14 protein-coding genes, 1 tRNA gene and 2 pseudogenes are annotated in these 17,812 nt (G+C 73.9%); 8 read left to right on the top strand and 9 right to left on the bottom strand.

What is annotated here, in order from left to right; translation table 11 throughout:
- Nucleotides 1-235: 235 nt before the first annotated feature.
- Nucleotides 236-308 (top strand) — tRNA-Arg (locus tag ABZ854_RS06635).
- 363 nt (nucleotides 309-671) lie between these two features.
- Here ABZ854_RS06635 and ABZ854_RS06630 read toward each other — a convergent pair.
- Complete coding sequence (locus ABZ854_RS06630; protein ID WP_361205295.1) at nucleotides 672-989, bottom strand: hypothetical protein; 318 nt, start codon at nucleotides 987-989, stop codon at nucleotides 672-674.
- A 341-nt stretch (nucleotides 990-1,330) separates the two neighbouring features.
- On the opposite strand from ABZ854_RS06630, the pseudogene ABZ854_RS06625 reads away from it, so the two are divergent.
- A pseudogene (locus ABZ854_RS06625) lies at nucleotides 1,331-1,509 on the top strand (prevent-host-death protein); the annotation flags it as partial.
- Nucleotides 1,510-1,687: 178 nt separating this feature from the next.
- Here the strand turns inward: ABZ854_RS06625 and ABZ854_RS06620 are convergent.
- Complete coding sequence (locus ABZ854_RS06620) at nucleotides 1,688-2,314, bottom strand: hypothetical protein (RefSeq protein WP_361205292.1); 627 nt, start codon at nucleotides 2,312-2,314, stop codon at nucleotides 1,688-1,690.
- A 126-nt stretch (nucleotides 2,315-2,440) separates the two neighbouring features.
- Nucleotides 2,441-2,830: a hypothetical protein gene (locus ABZ854_RS06615; protein WP_361205289.1), complete on the bottom strand. Its 390-nt coding sequence runs from the start codon at nucleotides 2,828-2,830 to the stop codon at nucleotides 2,441-2,443.
- A 66-nt stretch (nucleotides 2,831-2,896) separates the two neighbouring features.
- Here ABZ854_RS06615 and ABZ854_RS06610 point away from each other — a divergent pair.
- Nucleotides 2,897-3,167 (top strand): annotated as a pseudogene (locus tag ABZ854_RS06610) (UTRA domain-containing protein); the annotation flags it as partial.
- On the opposite strand, the gene ABZ854_RS06605 reads toward ABZ854_RS06610, so the two are convergent.
- A complete protein-coding gene (locus ABZ854_RS06605) occupies nucleotides 3,164-3,658 on the bottom strand; it encodes an HAD domain-containing protein (protein ID WP_361205286.1) in 495 nt (164 codons plus the stop codon). The pseudogene ABZ854_RS06610 and the gene ABZ854_RS06605 overlap by 4 nt on opposite strands.
- 241 nt (nucleotides 3,659-3,899) lie before the next feature.
- On the opposite strand from ABZ854_RS06605, the gene ettA reads away from it, so the two are divergent.
- From ettA to ABZ854_RS06590, 3 genes are read left to right on the top strand one after another with little or no spacing between them, the layout of a single operon-like run.
- Nucleotides 3,900-5,564 carry an energy-dependent translational throttle protein EttA gene (gene ettA / locus ABZ854_RS06600; protein WP_361205283.1) on the top strand — a complete coding sequence of 555 codons (1,665 nt, stop codon included), beginning with the start codon at nucleotides 3,900-3,902 and terminating at the stop codon, nucleotides 5,562-5,564.
- Between the two features lie 8 nt (nucleotides 5,565-5,572).
- Entirely contained in the window at nucleotides 5,573-6,007 is a 435-nt protein-coding gene (locus tag ABZ854_RS06595) for a thioesterase family protein (protein WP_361205280.1), read from the top strand.
- Nucleotides 6,004-6,699 carry a hypothetical protein gene (locus tag ABZ854_RS06590; protein ID WP_361205277.1) on the top strand — a complete coding sequence of 232 codons (696 nt, stop codon included), beginning with the start codon at nucleotides 6,004-6,006 and terminating at the stop codon, nucleotides 6,697-6,699. The genes ABZ854_RS06595 and ABZ854_RS06590 overlap by 4 nt, the downstream gene beginning before the upstream one ends.
- Nucleotides 6,700-6,719: 20 nt before the next feature.
- On the opposite strand, the gene ABZ854_RS06585 is transcribed toward ABZ854_RS06590, so the two are convergent.
- Complete coding sequence (locus ABZ854_RS06585; RefSeq protein ID WP_361205274.1) at nucleotides 6,720-7,619, bottom strand: ABC transporter ATP-binding protein; 900 nt, start codon at nucleotides 7,617-7,619, stop codon at nucleotides 6,720-6,722.
- Between the two features lie 240 nt (nucleotides 7,620-7,859).
- On the opposite strand from ABZ854_RS06585, the gene ABZ854_RS06580 reads away from it, so the two are divergent.
- Nucleotides 7,860-8,078 (top strand): hypothetical protein, encoded by a 219-nt coding sequence (locus ABZ854_RS06580; protein WP_361205271.1) that lies wholly within the window; start codon nucleotides 7,860-7,862, stop codon nucleotides 8,076-8,078.
- Between the two features lie 67 nt (nucleotides 8,079-8,145).
- On the opposite strand, the gene ABZ854_RS06575 is transcribed toward ABZ854_RS06580, so the two are convergent.
- The 3 genes from ABZ854_RS06575 to ABZ854_RS06565 all read right to left on the bottom strand — a co-directional run bounded on the left by ABZ854_RS06575 (nucleotide 8,146) and on the right by ABZ854_RS06565 (nucleotide 14,934).
- The gene (locus tag ABZ854_RS06575) at nucleotides 8,146-10,869 is read right to left on the bottom strand and encodes an FtsX-like permease family protein (RefSeq protein ID WP_361205268.1); all 2,724 of its coding nucleotides are present in this window, start codon (nucleotides 10,867-10,869) and stop codon (nucleotides 8,146-8,148) included.
- A gap of 1 nt (nucleotide 10,870) precedes the next feature.
- Entirely contained in the window at nucleotides 10,871-14,332 is a 3,462-nt protein-coding gene (locus ABZ854_RS06570) for an FtsX-like permease family protein (protein WP_361205265.1), read from the bottom strand.
- Between the two features lie 188 nt (nucleotides 14,333-14,520).
- Nucleotides 14,521-14,934 carry a globin gene (locus tag ABZ854_RS06565; RefSeq protein ID WP_361205262.1) on the bottom strand — a complete coding sequence of 138 codons (414 nt, stop codon included), beginning with the start codon at nucleotides 14,932-14,934 and terminating at the stop codon, nucleotides 14,521-14,523.
- Nucleotides 14,935-15,004: 70 nt separating this feature from the next.
- On the opposite strand from ABZ854_RS06565, the gene ABZ854_RS06560 reads away from it, so the two are divergent.
- Nucleotides 15,005-15,997, top strand: a complete 993-nt coding sequence (locus ABZ854_RS06560) for a methyltransferase domain-containing protein (protein ID WP_361205259.1) — start codon at nucleotides 15,005-15,007, stop codon at nucleotides 15,995-15,997.
- 45 nt (nucleotides 15,998-16,042) lie between these two features.
- Here ABZ854_RS06560 and ABZ854_RS06555 read toward each other — a convergent pair whose 3' ends face one another.
- A complete protein-coding gene (locus ABZ854_RS06555; RefSeq protein ID WP_361205257.1) occupies nucleotides 16,043-17,812 on the bottom strand; it encodes an FHA domain-containing protein in 1,770 nt (589 codons plus the stop codon).

The following is a 17,812-nucleotide window of genomic DNA, read 5'->3' as shown; positions in this document are numbered from 1 at the left end:
CATATAGACATGTCTGCGCGCCGACGGGACACAACGGGCGGAAGGGATGACTGGGACGCGGGCACAGTCAAGGCATAACGAGTGCACAACACCCGGTGCGCCGACGGCCAAAAGCGGTGCACGATTCGTACCTGCCTGCGATTATCAGGACCGCTTCACCGAACCTCCACATCGAGCCACGGAGGCGAAGCGACAGGGGCAAGGAACGGGGAGCTTTATCCTTGTCCCGCACCGGGCCCCCGTAGCTCAGTGGATAGAGCAGGCGCCTTCTAAGCGCTTGGCCGCAGGTTCGAGTCCTGCCGGGGGCGCGCAGCCTCAGCCCTCCCTCCGGGAGGGCTTTTCGCTGGTAGGGGCGAGGAGCGGCCGACACGACGAAGCCCCGGACGCCCTCCTGACGATCAAGGGCGGACTCCGGGGCCGTCCGGCTGTCACCGGGTTTTCGCGGGTGGCCGTGTCGAGTACGTGGCGAAGCACTCGACCGGCGGGAGACCAGCCAGCGCCCGGCTCCTCCTCCGAGAGGTCACCCGCAGCTTCCAGCCGCCGCTTCAGGCCGGCAACTGCCCGTCGACGCAGGAGCAGAGCCGCCGAGGGCGGGGAAAGCGATGTCCAGGCGCCCGAAAACGCGGAAGGGGTGCCCTCCCCAGCAGCGGAAGGGCACCCCAGTAGGACGATCAGCGGTGGTCGCCGCGGTGGTGGCCCCAGCGGTCGTGGCGGTCGCCGCGCCTGTGGTCGTCGCGGTCGCCGCGGTGATGACCCCACCGGTCGCCGCGGTGGTGGCCCCAGCGGTCGTGGCGGTCGCCGCGCCTGTGGTCGTCGCGGTCGCCGCGGTGATGACCCGAGCGGTCGCCGCGGTGGTGGTCGTCGCCGCCACGGTCGTGCGTGGCATGAGATGCCACCGAAGGCGCGGTGGCGGCGCTGGCGCCGGTGGCGCCGCCCATCAGGAGGGCGGCCGCGACGCCCAGCGTGGCGGCAAGACGGGAAACCCGCATTCCGTGCTCCTTTCGAGGCAGACGCCCAATGCGCCTGCCTGGGTCGGACATATGCATGTTCACGTCCGTAACTGCACTGCTTTGTCCGACTCGCCACCTAAGGCACCTCATATAACGAAAAATTGCCTAACCGGGAACCAGCACCTGGCTCGTGGGCGTCACGCGCGCGTGCGGGTGGCCCCCCGCTGCCAGGGTGAACTTGCACCCCACGATCCCGCCGGAATCGAGCTCCCCTGCATCCCTTCCGCGGGTACCTGGTGTGAGGGCAAGTGCCTTGTCTCGTCCGCGTCGCGCATGACCTTGTGGCACCGAGTAGCGCGCCGTCGCTATTCGTGGACAACATGACCGGACAGCCGGAGATCACTCAACGTGATCTGCGCACCCGCTCCAAAGAGATCATGGATGCCGTCCAGAGCGGACAGGCATCCACCGTCTCCCGTGACGGTCATCGTGTCGGCGAACTGATCCCGCTCGCCGCCGTCACCGCTTCGTACCCCGCGCCGAGTTCGCGGCCATGTCGCACTCTCGCCTCCACCTCTTGCGCAGTGCGGTAGTTCAAAGGAAGAACACGACGGCGTGATGACTGATCCGTCCTCTTGAACGCCGTCGGCGTACGCAATTGGGTGGCATCCCCAGGGGCCCGGGAGCTGGATACGACTCCCGGGCTCCGCCACGTCCGGGCAACGGCCGCGGTTGGATCAGGCGGGCGGCTGATCGGCTGTGGCCGAGCGACGGCCGCCGTGCGAGGCGATCAAGGCGTCCGCCACGATCGCCGCGTCCGCGTCGGCCACCTCCGCCGGGTACTCCGGCAGCAGGTCGTCCCAGACGGGCAGCCAGGACCCGAACAGCTGCGTCTGACCCTCGGGCCGGGCGAAGAACCAGATGTGCAGGTGTGCCGCGCCGTCCCCGATCCGGTACACGTGGGCCCGGGAGATGTGCGGCAGTGCCTGTATGTGGCGGACGAGGTGCGTGGTGAGCACGCCCAGCTCGGCTGCCATCTCGTCGGGCAGGTCCGCCATGTCGTGGTGGTCTCGGCAGTGCAGCATCAGCACCAGCGGCACACCGACGCCCTTGATACGGGACAGGCGCCAGCGTTCGTTGAACCAGACGCCCTCGTCCCGGGCGCGGCACACGTCGCAATCCGCCGGGTCCTCGCCGTGCCGCTCCGGCTCCGGCAGCACGGGCGGGCGCAGCGGCGCTACGCGGAGGCCGTTCGGCTCGAACGGGCTGATCTCCCAGCCGGTCATCCGCGCCAGCGGAAGCCGGCTCTCCTCGTCCGCGGCTGCACGTGCGTGGTCGTAGAACTCATCAGGTCGCAAGGGCATGATCGGAGAGTAGCCGCGCAGCCGCCGATGGTCTGATGATCAGTGCGATCGGTCGGACAGTCAGGCACTCGGGCAGTCGGTGAGAGCGGTGACGGCCGATGAGAGTGGTGACCCTCGTTCCCTTCGTCATGGCAGCGCGGTCGTGGAAGACATCACAGCGGAGACGACGGCGGTCGCCACGAGGCTGCCGATCATGACCATCCCCACGCCGATCACGAAGAGGCCGCTGGAGTCGTCCGACCAGTCGTAGTAGGCGGCGATGGTGAGGCCGGCCGTGGTGCCGAGCACGGCGCCCGCGACGTAGGACCGGTACGCCGCCCAGCACACCGGCGCCAAGAGCGTCAGCACCAGCCCGATCACCTGCCAGGCCTCGTACGGACCGGTCTCAGTGCCATCCGGCTGCACGTCACGATGCTGGTCCCAACCCAGCCAGGCAGCCCACCCCGCCAGTGACACTCCGGCCAGCAGAAGGATCGACAACAACTGAAAAGCAGGTTTCCTGAGTCCTTGTCCCATGGCCCAAGCGTTTCCGTTCACCCCGTCACCGACCAGAGCGCACGTACTCAGTTCAGCCCGAGTACCGTCCTCCCGGAGGGAGGGCCACGCGCAGGGGCGGGCGTCGTGAACCGCATGGCCGCGATCGACGTCACCGTCAGCCACGCCATGGAGCAGCCCGAGCCGAGGCAGGCGACTGCGGAAGAGGCGTCGATACTCGGCATCCAGAAGGCCCGCGCTCGTCACGCACATCCGGCGGACGTACTACAGCGATCAGGGACGGCCCGTCGAGATGGCGGACATCGTGGTGCCCGCCGCCCACAGCGAGATCGTGTACGAGATCCCGATCAACCCTTAGCCGGCGCTCTCAGCAGAGAGCCAATTGCCGAGCGCCGAGAAGTCGGAGTCTACGAGTCCTTGCGCCGGGTCGACGCGGTGAAGCAGCGACGGCCCAGGATGTTGGGCATCGACCCACAAGCGATCCATGGCGCTGATTTCGTCGTCGACCCAGATGAACGGTCGACCGTTGGCCCACTCGACCAAGGGGCGGGTCTTCCAGTGCAGGCCCCGTGGTCCGTCGTCGGCGCCGGTGTCGGGCCACTCCAACACGGGCAGCTTCGGCAGTCCCAGGCGCGGAGCGACGGCCTCGTTCGCATCCTCCATCCACGTCGTGGCCCACACGAGAGGGCAGCCCAGGGCGAGGAGACGCGATCCGATTCCGGGATCGAGTCGATCAAGCAGCGGGTTCCCCTCATCGAAAGACGACGAGGAGCCGTACGACGCCCCGAACGGGATGAGTGGACCGTCGACGTCGAGGAAGAGAATGGGGCGCTCTACTGCGCTGGTCACAGCGGCACGATAGCCCGGCGCGGTGGTGGCGGGGACTCTGCTTCCTGGTCCGTCCCTGGGCCGTCCGAGGGTGCCCGAGGCCACCCAACGGCGACCGACAGCGGCAGACGAGCCATCGCCGCGAGCCACGAAACCCCAGGTCACGGCCCCCAGACCAAACGGGTTACCACCCGAGGCTGGCCGTCAGGCAAGATGGGGTGTATCTGCCCACTGCCAGATTCAAGCTGCCGGACGGTTTCTCTTGGCTGAGTTCATTTACACCATGCGCAAGGCGCGCAAGGCGCACGGCGACAAGGTGATCCTCGACGACGTCACCCTGAGCTTCCTCCCGGGTGCCAAGATCGGCGTCGTCGGGCCGAACGGCGCCGGTAAGTCGACCGTGCTGAAGATCATGGCGGGGCTGGAGCAGCCCTCCAACGGTGACGCGTTCCTGTCGCCCGGTTACAGCGTCGGCATCCTGCTGCAGGAGCCCCCGCTGAACGAGGAGAAGACGGTCCTGGAGAACGTCCAGGAGGGCGTCGCCGAGGTCAAGGGCAAGCTCGACCGGTTCAACGAGATCGCCGAGCTGATGGCGACCGACTACTCCGACGCGCTGCTCGACGAGATGGGCAAGCTCCAGGAGGAGCTGGACCACGCCAACGCCTGGGACCTCGACGCCCAGCTGGAGCAGGCCATGGACGCCCTGGGCTGCCCGCCCGGCGACTGGCCCGTCACCAACCTCTCCGGCGGTGAGAAGCGGCGCGTGGCGCTGTGCAAGCTGCTGCTGGAAGCGCCCGACCTGCTGCTCCTCGACGAGCCCACCAACCACCTCGACGCCGAGTCCGTGAACTGGCTGGAGCAGCACCTGGCCAAGTACGAGGGCACCGTCGTGGCCGTGACCCACGACCGGTACTTCCTGGACAACGTCGCCGGCTGGATCTGCGAGGTCGACCGCGGCCGGCTGCACGGCTACGAGGGCAACTACTCCAAGTACCTGGAGACCAAGGCCACTCGTCTCAAGGTCGAGGGCCAGAAGGACGCCAAGCGGCAGAAGCGGCTCAAGGAAGAGCTGGAGTGGGTGCGGTCCAACGCCAAGGGGCGCCAGGCCAAGTCCAAGGCGCGCCTCGCCCGCTACGAGGAGATGGCCGCCGAGGCCGACAAGATGCGGAAGCTGGACTTCGAGGAGATCCAGATCCCGCCGGGCCCCCGCCTGGGCAGCGTCGTCGTCGAGGTCGACAAGCTGAACAAGGCCTTCGGGGAGAAGGTCCTCATCGAGGATCTCTCCTTCACGCTGCCGCGCAACGGGATCGTCGGGGTCATCGGCCCCAACGGCGCCGGCAAGACCACGCTGTTCAAGATGATCCAGGGCTTCGAGACCCCTGACACCGGCAGCATCAAGGTCGGCGAGACCGTCAAGATCTCCTACGTCGACCAGAGCCGCGAGCACATCGACCCCAAGAAGACGCTGTGGGCCGTCGTCTCCGACGAGCTGGACTACATCAACGTCGGACAGGTCGAGATGCCGAGCCGGGCGTACGTGTCCGCCTTCGGGTTCAAGGGACCGGACCAGCAGAAGCCGGCCGGCGTGCTCTCCGGCGGTGAGCGCAACCGCCTCAACCTCGCGCTCACCCTCAAGCAGGGCGGCAACCTGCTGCTCCTCGACGAGCCGACCAACGACCTCGACGTGGAGACGCTCTCCAGCCTGGAGAACGCGCTGCTGGAGTTCCCCGGCTGCGCCGTCGTCGTCTCCCACGACCGCTGGTTCCTGGACCGGGTCGCCACGCACATCCTCGCCTACGAGGGTGACTCCAAGTGGTTCTGGTTCGAGGGCAACTTCGAGTCGTACGAGAAGAACAAGATCGAGCGGCTCGGCCCGGACGCGGCCCGCCCGCACCGCGCCACCTACAAGAAGCTGACCCGGGGCTGATCTCGCACATGCGCCACACCTACCGCTGCCCGCTGCGCTGGGCGGACATGGACGCGTACGGCCACGTCAACAACGTGGTCTTCCTCCGCTACCTGGAGGAAGCCCGTATCGACTTCCTGTTCCGGCCGGACAAGGACTTCCAGCAGGGGTCGGTCGTGGCGCGCCACGAGATCGACTACAAGCGGCAGCTCGTCCACCGCCACGAGCCGGTGGACATCGAGCTGTGGGTCACCGAGATCAAGGCCGCCTCCTTCACCCTCACCTACGAGGTGAAGGACGGCGACCTGGTCTACGTCCGCGCCTCGACCGTCATCGTGCCGTTCGACTTCGAGGCGCAGCGGCCGCGCCGGATCACCGCCGAGGAGCGCGAGTTCCTCGGCACCTACCGCGACGACCGCGAGGACACCGCCGACGGTGTCGGCGAAGAGGCCGTCGCCGCATGACGGTGCTCCACCTCACCGACGAGACGGAGGCCGCCGACCTCGCGGCCTTCCTCTCCCGGCTGCTCCACTACGACCGTTCCGCGGCCGTACGGCTCCAGGCCGCCGGCACCGCGCTCGCCGTGTTCGGGCGCCCGCCGTCCTTCGAGGTGCTCGCCGTCCGCGCGGTCCGGCTGGCGAAGCCGTACGAGAACGGGCTCGACGTCACCCTCGACGTGACCGTCTCCGCCGGCGAGCTGCTGGAGTCCGTGGACGAGCGCGCGGCCACGGCCGCCGTGCCGGGCGCGGTCACCGGGCCGCCGTGGGCCGGGCTGCTGCCCCCGCGCGGCGGCTGGCGTACCGAGCCGGGCCTGCCCGGCCCGGACGCGCTGCGGGCGGCGGTAGCGTCCGCCGTCGCCGAGTTCCGCAGCCGTACGGCCGAGCTGGCGCCGGAGCTGCGGACCCGCCCGGAACTCGACCGCATCGGCCACGCCATCTGGTCCCGCGAGGTCGCTCCCACCCGGCTGCCGGTACGGGCCCTGCACGCGGCCCAGTCCCTCGGCTTCCTCCGCCCGGGCACGGCCGCCGACGACACCGCGCTCCTCTCCTGCGGAACCTGGCTCAGGCTCCGCACGCCCTACGGCTCCGTCGCCGTCCGCACGTCGGTGCCGGGCGCCCTCGGCTCACTGGGCGACCTCGGGGTCAGTGTGCGCTGACGCGGCTCGGCGAGTCGTATTCAGTTCCGGTCGTCCGGCCAGATCTGGATGTGGTCGTCCTCCAGCTCCAGCGCAACGCGGTCGCGCATGTTCAGCGCGGCGGTGTACTCGGCGGGCAACTGGAGGCGGCCCGCCCGGTCGAGCATCGCGTACTCGCGGGCGACCAGCGTCTCGTGCCCGGTGGTCGCGTCCACCTCGCTGCGGCGCAGGACCTCCGTGGAGGTACGGCCGTCACGGATGGCGACCGTGCGGCGGACCTCGCCTGCCACCGCCTGGTCGTGGGTGACGATGACGATGGTGGTGCCCAGGGTCTCGTTGGCCGCGCGGAACGCCTCGAAGATCTCCGCGGCCGTGTGGGAGTCGAGTTCGCCGGTGGGTTCGTCGGCGAGCAGGACGGAGGGTGCGTTCGCGAGGGCCACCGCGATGGCGGTCCGTTGCTGCTGGCCGCCGGACATCTCGTGCGGGTGGCGGTCACGGCAGTCGGCCACCCGCAGCAACTCCAGTAGTTCCAGGGCGCGTTCGGTACGGGTACGGCGGCTCGTGCGGGGGCGGGTGCCGGTGCCGGCCAGCTGGAGGGGGAGGGCGACGTTCTGGGCGGCGGTGAGGTAGGGGAGCAGGTTGCGGGAGGTCTGCTGCCAGACGAAGCCGACGACCTCGCGGCGGTAGGCGAGGCGGTCGCGGGGGGTCAGGGTGAGGAGGTCCCGGCCGGCGACGTGGGCTGCGCCGGCGGTGGGGGTGTCGAGGCCGGCGAGGATGTTCATCAGGGTGGACTTGCCGCTGCCGGAGGCGCCGACCAGGGCCATCAGCTCGCCCTCCCGGACGGTGAGGTCGAGGCCCTGGAGGGCCTGGACCTCGATGCCGTCGGCGGAGAAGATGCGGACCAGGCGGTCGCAGCTGATCAGGGTGCCTTCGCTGGTCATGACGTCTCCTGCGTGGGTGCGCGGTACTGCGGCCGGGCGGGGGCGGTGACGCTTCCCGGCGCTGCCCGGGTGCCGCTGCGCCCACCCGTGCCGCCCCTAGCGGCACGCATGCCCGCAGCTACGCAGTCGTACGGCCGCTGCCGGGTGGGCGCCGCCCCGGTGCCCGTGCCCGTAGCTGGGCGGGGACGTGCCCCGTAAGGGGCGCGGGGAACTGCGCGATCAGCCACGACGGACCCGCACTTGGCGACGACGGACCCGTACCCGGCCACGGTGGACCCGCACCCGGCGACGGCGGACCCGCACCCGGCCACGGTGGACCCGCACCCGGCGACGGCGGACCCGTACCCGGCGACGGCGGGCCCGTACCCGGCCACGGCGGGCCCGTACCCGGCGACGGCGCGGCCCGTGCCGCCCCTCGCGGCACGCATGCCCGCAGCTACGTACGTGCGTGCCCCGTAAGGGGCGCAGGGAACTGCGCGACAAGCCGCTGCGGGCCCGCAGTTGGCGACGGCGCCGTCGTTCCACCTCATCGGCCGTCCCCCGCCCGCAGCTCCCGTGTGGAGCCCCGGTGGGCCGTCCACCACGCCTGTGTGGCGGCGACGGCCACCGTCAGGGTGAGGACCAGGGCGGCCGGAACGGTCAGGGACCAGGCGTCCGGGCGGAGCGTCGCCTCGCCGGCCGGCGTCTCCGCCGTGGCCACCGCGATGGTGGTGAGGTCGATGCCGGGGGAGAGGAGACGGATCGTCGCCCAGCCGGTCAGCGCGCCGCCGAGGCCGGCCAGAAGGGCGAGCGGCAGGGACTCCAGGACCAGCAGGCGTCGGGACTCCGCGCGGCTCAGGCCCATCGTGCGGAGCCGGGCCAGCAGGGCCGTGCGTTCCGGCGCCGCGCGCAGCAGGGACAGCAGCAGGGCGAGCAGCGCGTAGCCCGCGCCGGCCGCCACCGCCGCCGTGTACACGTGCTCCGCGCCGGTCTGGAGCGGCGAGTCGGCGTACCCGGCCTGCTCCTCGGCCCGTACCAGGACCGTGCCGGAACCGTGGACGGCCCGGCGCAGCGCCCCCGCGTCCACCTGGCCGCCGGTGAGCAGCAGAGCCGTGGGACGGGCCGCCGCCCGGGTCAGTCCGGCGCGGTCGACGACCAGGAAGTCACCGGAGACGGCCGGTGTGCGCTCGCGTACGGCGGTGATCCGCACGGTGACCGCGCTGCCGTCCTCCAGCCGGACCAGGAAGGGACGGCGGGTGCCGTACGCCTCGGCGACGGACGGGGAGGCCAGGGCGGGGAGTTCGCCGTGCCGTCGCGTCAAGTCGCCGGCATCGAAGGCGCCCAGGCCCGTGTGCGTCGCCAACCGGCCGTAGCTGTCCGGGTCGACGGCCGCCAGTGCCACCGAGTCCTGGCCGTCCAGCGGCTTCGCCTGGTAGTCGATGCTCACCGGGGCCACCCCCCGCACCCCGGGCACGTCCCGTACGCGCGTGGCGAGCCCCGCGGGCAGGGGCGCGTCGGAGTCCACGCGGGCGTCCGCGCCGACGGCGAGCAGGGCCGCGCGGTCCCGGGTCGTGTGCACCCCGGAGAGGACCGAGCCGCCGAACGCGGCCGTGGTGAGCGCGGTCAGCAGGGCCAGCAGCGGCAGGACCGCCGACACGGAGGTGCGGCTCGCGCGGGCCAGCGACAGGTGGGCCACCGCTCCGCGCAGCCGGCGGGCCGGACGGCCGAGCCGGCGCAGGACGAAGGGGTAGGTGCGCAGCAGCACGAGCGCCGCGATCACCCCGACCAGCACCGGCGCCACCGAGATCAGCTGGCCGCCCGTCGCACCGCGCCGGCGCAGCGCCTCCACCGCACCGGCCGCGAGGACGAGCAGCGTCAGCTCGGCGACCGTACGGCGCCGGGACGGCCGTACCGTCGCCACGTCCTCGCGCGGGCCGCCGGCCACCCGCACCGCGCGGTGCGCGAGCGCGGCCCGCACCGGGAGGGCGGCGCAGGCGACGGCGGTGACGGCGAGGGCGGCGGCCACGGCGTACCCGGTGCGGCCCTCCGGGACCAGCGCCAGTGCCGCGCCGAGGCCGAGCGCACCCGCGGGTACGGCGACGACGGACGTCTCGGCCAGCAGGCGCCCGGCGAGGCCGCGCAGCGAGACGCCCCGGGCGCGCAGCAGGGCGAGTTCGGTGCGGCGGCGGTCGGCGGCCAGGCCGCCCGCCATCAGCAGGACCACGGCGGCGACCGTCCCGGTCCCGGCGGCGGCCACCGCGACCAGCGAGGAGATCCCGGAGCGCAGGCCGGAGAAACCGGCGAGGGCGTCGTCCAGGCCGGTGTCGACGTCGGCGCGCGGGTCGGTGACGGTCCGGGCCCGCTGCAGGCCGGGGCCCGACTCCAGGGCGGCGACGGCGGACTTCAGCCGGTCCAGGTCGTGGGCGCGCAGCCCGCCGAGGTCGGGGGCGAGGTTGAAGTACCGGGCGGGGTCGCCCGCGGTGCCGAGCAGGGCGGGCGCCGCGTCCGGCGGGAGCAGCAGCGCGCCGAGCCAGTACTGGACGGGGTCCGGGGCCGGCGGGGGCACGGTCACCAGGCTCGGGGTGCGCAGCAGCGGCTGGGTGGACCAGTAGGCGCCGGCCGGGTCGCGCGGGGTGAGGATGCCGGTGATCCGCACGGCGAGCGGGGGCCTGCCGACCCCGGGCACGTGGATGACCGAACCGGTCCTGATATGCAGGCTCCTGGCGGTGGCGGCGGTGACGGCGGCCTCCACGCCCGGGGTGCTGTCGGTCACCGGGCCGGACGTGCGCGGCAGCCGTCCCTCCCGCACCCGGGCGTGCCCGGCGAGGCCGCTCTGCGCGACCAGCGCGACATGGGCGGGCAGACCGCTCGGGCGCGGGATCCACGGGTCGGGCACCGGCGGCTTGGTCCGGGTGCCTACGCCGTACGCCGATTGGTCCCGGTCCACGGACAGCGGGGCACCCGCCGCGTCGAGCAGCTTCGCGTACTGCCGTTCCAGCGTGTCCGGCCGCAGCGCCGCCGCACGCTCGCCGGGCGCCGCGGCGAAGTCGGGCTGCGGGGCGGACACCGTGATCGTGGTGTGGACGGGGCCGGCCTCCCGCAGGGCACGCGCCAGCCCGGCGTCCTCGTACCGGTCGACCGCGCGCGGGAAGACCCCGGCCAGGCAGGCGGTCACCGCGACCAGCAGGGCGAGCGCGAGAGCCGCCCCGGGGGCGGACCGCAGCCGCGTCCGTACCCAGGGCGCGACCACCACGGTGACAGCACGCCGCACCTCACTCACCCCCTTGGTCCCGCAGCGCCCGCGCCGGGTCCGCGCGGCGCAGCGACAGGACCGCCGTGACCGCCAGCGGGGCCAGCGCGACGACCCCCAGCAGCAACAGGACCCGGCCCAGAGGGAGTTGGACCACAAGGGGCGGGTCCGGCCGGGTGGCCTGGGTGGTGAGGACGATCAACGGCAGGATCGCCCGGGCGAGTACGGCGCCCAGGGCCACGCCCACGGCGAGCGACAGCCCGACCAGGACCGTCTGTTCGGCGGCGACGGCGCGGGCCAGCCGCCGGCGCGGCACACCGAGCGCGCGCAGGACCGCGGACTCCGCGTCCCGCGCCCGCAGCGCCCCGGCGGCGGCCACGGCGAAACCGACCGCGGCGAGGGCCGCGGCCACCACGGCCGCCGCCGTGAACGCGGCCGTCGGACCCGCGCCGAACGGGTCGTCGCGCAGTTCGGCGGCGATCTCGTCCCGCACCACGACCTGCCCGGGATCCATGTCGGGCAGCGCCCGCACCGCCGCCGCGACCCCGGCCGCGTCGCCCGGCGCGGTCCGCAGCCACCACTCGGTCGGGGTGACGACGTCACCGTGGCGCGCCTCCAACACCCGCTCCGCGGCGCGCAGATCGAGCAGTACGGCACCCCCGTCGCCGTCACCCGTGTGCTCGGCGTCGGCGGCCGTCGTCGGCAGCGCCCGCACGGACCGTACGATCCGCACCGGCAGGCTCTGGCCGCCGATCGTCACGTCCACCCGCTGCCCGGTGCGGGCGCCCGCCGACGCGAGGAACCGGTCGGTCGCCACGGCGGTCACCTCGGGCGGCGCCGGGCGGGCGGCGCGCAGGTCGACCGTCAGGGAGGCCACGGTCCAGATGTCCGCGTCCGGGAGGTACCCGGTGCCGTAGGTAACGGTCAGCGGCCGGCCGGGCAGCACCTCGGGCCGGGTGGGGCTGGTCCTGGCATTGGGCACGGCAGCGCCGCCCGCCTCGGCGGCCGTGGTCCAGCGGGTGGGCAGGGAAAGCCGGCGGGTCTCGCCGTCGGTGCCCGTCGCCGCCAACTCCCGCACGGTGAAGCGGTGTCGCTCGGCGCGTTCGGCCGGCTGGCCCATGGTGAGCCGGAATCCGGTGAGGCTCAGCGGGCCGGCCCCGGAAGGCAGGTCCAGGGTGAGGACGTGGGCGCGGCCGTCGGTGGGCAACTGCCCGATCGGCAGGTCGTACGGCACCCCGTAGCTGTCCTCCAGCGTCACCGTCACGTCGGCGGTCGTACCGGGCCCGGTGGAGCTGCGCAGGCTCGCCGTCAGCCGCAACCGGGATGTGTGGGAGGGGACTTGGGCCCCGGCCGGTGCGTCCTTCGGGGTCAGCCCCGACAGCAGCCGCCGCGCCGGTACGTCAGCCAGGTCCCGGCGCATCAGCATCGTGTCCGCCGCCCGGGCGGTGTCCAGCGCGAGGACGGTCGCCGTACGGTCCCCGGAGAGCAGGTCCTGGGCGCGGACGGCGGGGGCGGCCGCACGGACGTGGGGCAGGCCCGCGTACAGGTCGGTGCGGCCGAGGTCACCGTCCCCGTCCGCCAGCACCCGCACCGGCGCCCCGGCACGGAAGTCGGCCTGGTCGTCCTGCGAGCGGCTCCAGGAGGAGGCCTGCCCGATGGCCAGCATGCCGAGCGCCACCGCGAGCACGAGCAGCAGCACCGGTCCGGCCCCGCGCGCGGTGCGCCGGCTGAACTGCCAGCCGACCAGCGCCGGCGTCAGTCCCCGCCCGGCCGCCACGCGCCGCTCCGCGAGCCTGGCGACCGGCGGCAGCAGCCGCAGCGTCAGCACGGTCCCGGCGAGCAGGGCCAGCGCCGGCGCGGCGACGAGCAGCGGATCGATGCCGAGCACCCCGCCCCGTCCGGCCACCACGGCGCCCGACGTCTGCTGCCCCAACTGCCAGTAGGCGACGCCGGCCACGGCCAGCAGCGCGAGATCGGCGCCCGCCTGGAGGGGGCCGGGCACCAGGCCGGCGCCAGGGGTACGACCGGCACCGGAGCGGATGGGGGAGCGGGTGCCGGGACGGGCCGTCGGGCCGCCACCCGCCGTCCGTCCCGTCCGCACCGTCCGAGCCGTCCGCCACGGTGCCGTGGCCCGGCGGCGGACCGTTGTCGCGCCCCGCTTGCCGCCCGTGCGCCCCGGCTCCCGTCCGGCACCCAGGGTGGGCAGTGTCGCGGCCGTCGCGCAGGCCAGGGCCACCGCCGCCGCCACCAGCCACACCCAGAGGCGGCCGGCCCGGGGGACGTCCAGGTGGAGGTGGAGCCGGCTCAGCGGGCCCCGGGAGGCCAGCAGGGTGGTGAGCGGGGTGGAGAGCAGGGGCGCGCAGAGGGCGGCGGGGAGCGCGAGGAGCAGCGACTCCGTGGCGGCCAGGACCGCGAGCCGGGTCCGGGAGGCGCCCCGGGCCCGCAGCAGCCGGGTCTCGGCCGCCCGTTCGGTGCTGAGCAGCCGCGCCACGAGCAGCAGCGCGTAGCCGGCGAGCAGGATCAGCTGGAGCGTGACGATCAGCAGGTTGGAGCGGGAGACGAGCAGGGAGCGGTCGATCCGGTCGAGGACGTCGGGCAACGAGGTCGACAACGCGGTCATCCCGCTCAGCACCGCCGACTTGCGCAGGCTGCCGCTGCCCGCGCGCGCGGCGTCCCGCAGCGCGCCGGTCCGCCCGGTCGTCAGCGTGCCGAAGTCGGCCGAGGCGAGCCAGGCGGTCGACCCGGTGCTCACCCGGCCGGCGGCGAGCACCGACGGGTCCGTGAGCAGGGGGCCGTACATCGTGAAACCGGACGTCTGCACGCCGCGCCCGCGCAGGTCGTCCAGCTGCCAGTACGGCGCCGTCACCGAGAGCGGGCGGTACAGCCCGGTCACGCGGACCCGCACGGACCGGCCGCCGAGCTGGTCGGACAACGTGATCCGGTCGCCGGGCTCCAGCCGGAGCCGGGCGGACACGGACCGGGGGAGCGCCACCTGGACCTCGGAACCCTCGGAACCGGCCTTCGCGGGTCCGGGGAGGCGGCCGGCGGTCATCCGCACCTGGGTGGGGTCCAGCGCCGCGAAGTACGTGAGGTCGGGATCGCCGGACCCCCCACCGGAGCCATCGCCGGGCCGGTCACCGGACCGTTCGCCGGCCGGGCGGAGCGAGCCGGGCAGGGCGTACGGCCCCGAGCGGCGCAGCGTCCGCACGGTCACCGGAAGCCCGTCGAACGTCTTCCGCGCCCCCGCCAGTACGGCCTGGTCGGCGGCCGTACGCCGGCCGGCGGGCACGTCGGCCTTGACGATCAGAGCGGTGTCGGCCGCGTTGCGCGGGTCGTCGAGCACGTGCCGCAGCGCCGCGTCGCCGATCGCGCCGGAGTAGGCCGTGAGCGTCGCCAGCACCGTCGTGGTCAGCAGCACCGTGAGCAGCATCGCGCCGAGCAGCAGCCGGTGGGCCCGCGCGCGTGAGACGACGAACCCCGTCACCCAGCCCCGCCCCCGCCCGCTTTGTCGTCGCGGGTCCCTTGTGGACCCTCCGGATCATCCGGACCTCCGCGGCGATGCTCGCAGAGACAACGGGCCCCGGGTAAGCGGTTGTCGAGCGGTCTATACCGGATCGTGACCGGAATCCGGTGCCGTACGGCCGGAATCCGACGTTCAGCGACCGGGTGCGGTCAGCCCGGGGTGTTGATCATCGACGCGGCCGCGTAGGTCAGGTAGTTCCACAGCGTCCGCTCGTGCTCCTCGGACAGCCCCAGTTCCTCGACGGCCACCCGCATGTGCTTCAGCCAGGCGTCGTGCGCGGCCCGGTCGACGGTGAACGGGACGTGCCGCATGCGCAGCCGGGGGTGACCGCGCTGCTCGCTGTACGTCGTGGGGCCGCCCCAGTACTGCATGAGGAACAGGGTCAGCCGGTCCTCGGCCGGGCCCAGGTCCTCCTCCGGGTACATCGCCCGCAGGGACGGGTCCTCGGCGACACCCTCGTAGAAACGGTGGACGAGCCGGCGGAAGGTCTCCTCCCCGCCGACCTGCTCGTAGAAGGTCTGCTCCTGAAGCGTGCCGCGCCGAATCTCATTCACGTGGTCCATGGTCTCAGACCGGGTGACCGAGGACTCCGGACGTAAGACCGCCCGGCCCCGGCCGCCCTACTGTGGACCCATGGGCGCCTACGACGCGGAGACCGGCCGGCTCGCCGCCGAGGCACGGGCCGAGCTGGTGCGCGAGATCGACGCCGACGGCGCCTTCGCGGAGGATCCCGTGTGGCGGCAGGCCTTCGCCGCCGTGCCCCGGCACGTGTTCGTGCCGTACTACTACGTGGGCGTCCGGGGCGGCTACGAGCGCCGCTGGGGCCAGAGCCCGGACCGGGCCGCGCGGGAACGCTGGGTGCGCGGTGCCTATGCCGACGCCCCGCTGGCCACCCGGCTGCGCGACGGCGAACTGCTCTCCTCCAGCAGCCAGCCCTCCCTGATGGCGCGGATGCTCGTCGCCCTGCGGGTCGAGGACGGCCACCGGGTGCTGGAGGTCGGCGCCGGCACCGGCTACAACGCGGCGCTGCTCGCCCACCGGCTCGGCGACGACGACCTCGTCACCACCGTCGACCTGGAACCGGAGATCACCGAGTCGGCCCGGACGCACCTGGCCGCCGCCGGTCACCACCCGGCGGTCGTCACCGGCGACGGGGCGCGCGGGGTACCGGAACGCGCCCCCTTCGACCGGATCATCGCCACCTGCGCGCTGCCCACCGTGCCGCGCGCCTGGCTCACCCAGTGCCGTCCCGGGGCCTGCGTGCTGGTGCCGCTGGCCACCGGGCTGCTCGCGCTGACCGTGCGGGACGCCGGGCACGCCGAGGGCCGCTTCCTGTCCACGCCGGCCTACTTCGTCCCACTGCGCGGCGAGGGCCGCGCCGAGGCCGGCCCGGTGTCGCTGAGCGGGCTGCCGGCCCGGGCGCGCGAGCAGGAGTCGTTCCACTTCCTGCTCGGCCTCGCCGGGGCCGCGCTGAGCCCGGTGGACGCCTACGCCCTGTGGGAGCGCACGGGCATGCCGGACCGCGAACGCTACGGCGTCACGATCGCCCCCGGCACCACAGGTGCCGGGCACGCGCGGGCATGGCTGGACGACCCGGAGGGCCCGAACACCTGGCCCCTCCCGTAACCGCCCGGCCGGCGGCCCATACGGTCCGGGCCGCCGCGTGCGTGGTCAGCCGTGGCGGACCGTGATCGTCGTCCAGGCGCCCACGTGCACGCGGTCGCCGTCCTGTAGCGGCACCGGCACGAAGGGCTGGATCGGCTCGTCGCCGCCGTTGACCGTCGTCCCGTTCGTCGAGTTCTGGTCGACGACCGCCCAGGTGCCGTCGGGCTGCTGCACCAGCACCGCGTGCTGGTGCGAGACGCCCGGGTCCTCAGGCGGCACCGACAGGTCGATGTCCGGGGTGTCTCCGGTGGAGTGCCGGCGCCGTCCGATGGTCACCTGGTTGCCGGTGAGGGCGCGCTGCTGCTCGGGGGAGTAGGCGGGCAGGTTCAGGCCCGCCGCCTCCGGACCGGAGCGGTGCATCATCGCCATGAAGTACTCGCGGTCCGGGCCGATCGTCGCCGTCCAGCCGGCCGACGGCCGCGAAGCCTGCGGGAAACCGGGAACGGACGGGGCCTGGTGGGCACCGGCGGGCGGGTAGCCGTAGCCGCCGCCCGGACCACCGGCGGACCCCGACGGGCCGGGCTGGCCGGTCGGCGGGGAGATCACCCAGTCGTCGTCTCCGCCACCGAAGGCCGGGCCGCCGGCCGGGGGCCGGCCGGTCTCCTGCGGGAACGCGGGCGGGGCGGGCGGCCCGGCCTGCTGGAACGCCTGCGGGGGGCCGCCCGCCGCGGCGCCGGGGCCGGACGGGGTCGGACCGGGCGGCGGCGGAACCGGACGCGAGGGGTCGGCGCCGAACACCGAGGGGCCGGAAGCACCGGGCGGGCCGGGGGGAGTCGGGGCGCCGGGGCCCCCGGGCTCACGCCCGAACGGCGGCGGACCGGCGGGACCACCCTGACCGCCACCGAACGGCGGCGGGCCGGACGTCTCTCCCTGGCCACGGCCGAAGGGCTGCTGGCCGGCGGGGTCGCTCTGGCCGCGACCGAACGGCGGCTGGCCGGACGTGTCTCCCTGGCCGCGACCGAACGGCGGTGGGCCGGCGGGGTCGCTCTGACCGCCACCGAAGGCGGAGGGGCCGGACGGGTTGCCGGGTCCCTGGCCGGGCCCGGCAACGAAGCCGGAAGGGCCACTGGGGCCGCCAGGACCACCGGGCGCCTGGCCCGGGCCACCACCGAAGCCGGGGCCACCAGGCCCGCCGGGCGCACCAGGTCCCTGACCCGGGATGCCCCCGACTCCCGGCGGCGGACCGCCCGGACGGCGGCCGTCGCCGAAGCCGGACGGGCCCGCGGGGCCGCCCGGGCCCCCGGGACCCTGCTGGCCGGCCGGGCCGCCCGAGGTCGGCGGCGGGCCGGACGGGCGGCGCTCGGAGGCGAACGGCGTCGGGCCCGAAGGCTCGCTGCCGAAGGACGGGATCGGCTCGGCGGGCCGGTTCACCTGCGAGGGCCGCGAGCCCTGGTACTCGTACCCGTCACCGCCGCCGTACGTCGCGCTCGGCGGCTGGAAGCGGGGCTGGGCCGGGCGCGGCGCGGCCGGGGTGTACGACGTGGCCGTGTTGGTCAGGAAGTTCCACCGGCACTCCTCGCAGAACGGCGCGCCGCCCTCACGGGGCGTACGGCACTGCGGGCACAGTTCCGGTTCCGGGTCGGGCACGGCCGACAGATGCGGGCGGCCACCACCGGGCTGACCCGGGCCTCCGGGGCCGGGCGGCGGGAAGCCGTAGCCGCCACCGGCGGTCGGCGGCGGGGGAGGGGGCGGAGGTACGGCACCGGCCATGCGGTGACCGCAGACCTCGCACCAGTCGTCGGAACCCGACTGGTGTCCGTTCGGGCAGGTCGGCAT

Source organism: Streptomyces sp. NPDC047028 (assembly GCF_040644095.1).
In the GTDB taxonomy this organism is placed as follows: Bacteria; Actinomycetota; Actinomycetes; order Streptomycetales; family Streptomycetaceae; genus Streptomyces.
The sequence above is the reverse complement of the archived record's forward strand: the minus strand, read 5'-3'. Positions and strand labels throughout refer to the sequence as shown.

What these genes read in the sequence shown, in the direction of transcription:
- ABZ854_RS06620 (WP_361205292.1), bottom strand. Translation starts at nt 2,314, where the DNA reads ATGCCCTTGCGACCTGATGAGTTCTACGACCACGCACGTGCAGCCGCG.
- ABZ854_RS06565 (WP_361205262.1), bottom strand. Translation starts at nt 14,934, where the DNA reads ATGGACCACGTGAATGAGATTCGGCGCGGCACGCTTCAGGAGCAGACC.
- ABZ854_RS06555 (WP_361205257.1), bottom strand. Translation starts at nt 17,812, where the DNA reads ATGCCGACCTGCCCGAACGGACACCAGTCGGGTTCCGACGACTGGTGC.
- ABZ854_RS06595 (WP_361205280.1), top strand. Translation starts at nt 5,573, where the DNA reads ATGCGCCACACCTACCGCTGCCCGCTGCGCTGGGCGGACATGGACGCG.
- ABZ854_RS06585 (WP_361205274.1), bottom strand. Translation starts at nt 7,619, where the DNA reads ATGACCAGCGAAGGCACCCTGATCAGCTGCGACCGCCTGGTCCGCATC.
- ABZ854_RS06615 (WP_361205289.1), bottom strand. Translation starts at nt 2,830, where the DNA reads ATGGGACAAGGACTCAGGAAACCTGCTTTTCAGTTGTTGTCGATCCTT.
- ABZ854_RS06590 (WP_361205277.1), top strand. Translation starts at nt 6,004, where the DNA reads ATGACGGTGCTCCACCTCACCGACGAGACGGAGGCCGCCGACCTCGCG.
- ABZ854_RS06630 (WP_361205295.1), bottom strand. Translation starts at nt 989, where the DNA reads ATGCGGGTTTCCCGTCTTGCCGCCACGCTGGGCGTCGCGGCCGCCCTC.
- ABZ854_RS06560 (WP_361205259.1), top strand. Translation starts at nt 15,005, where the DNA reads ATGGGCGCCTACGACGCGGAGACCGGCCGGCTCGCCGCCGAGGCACGG.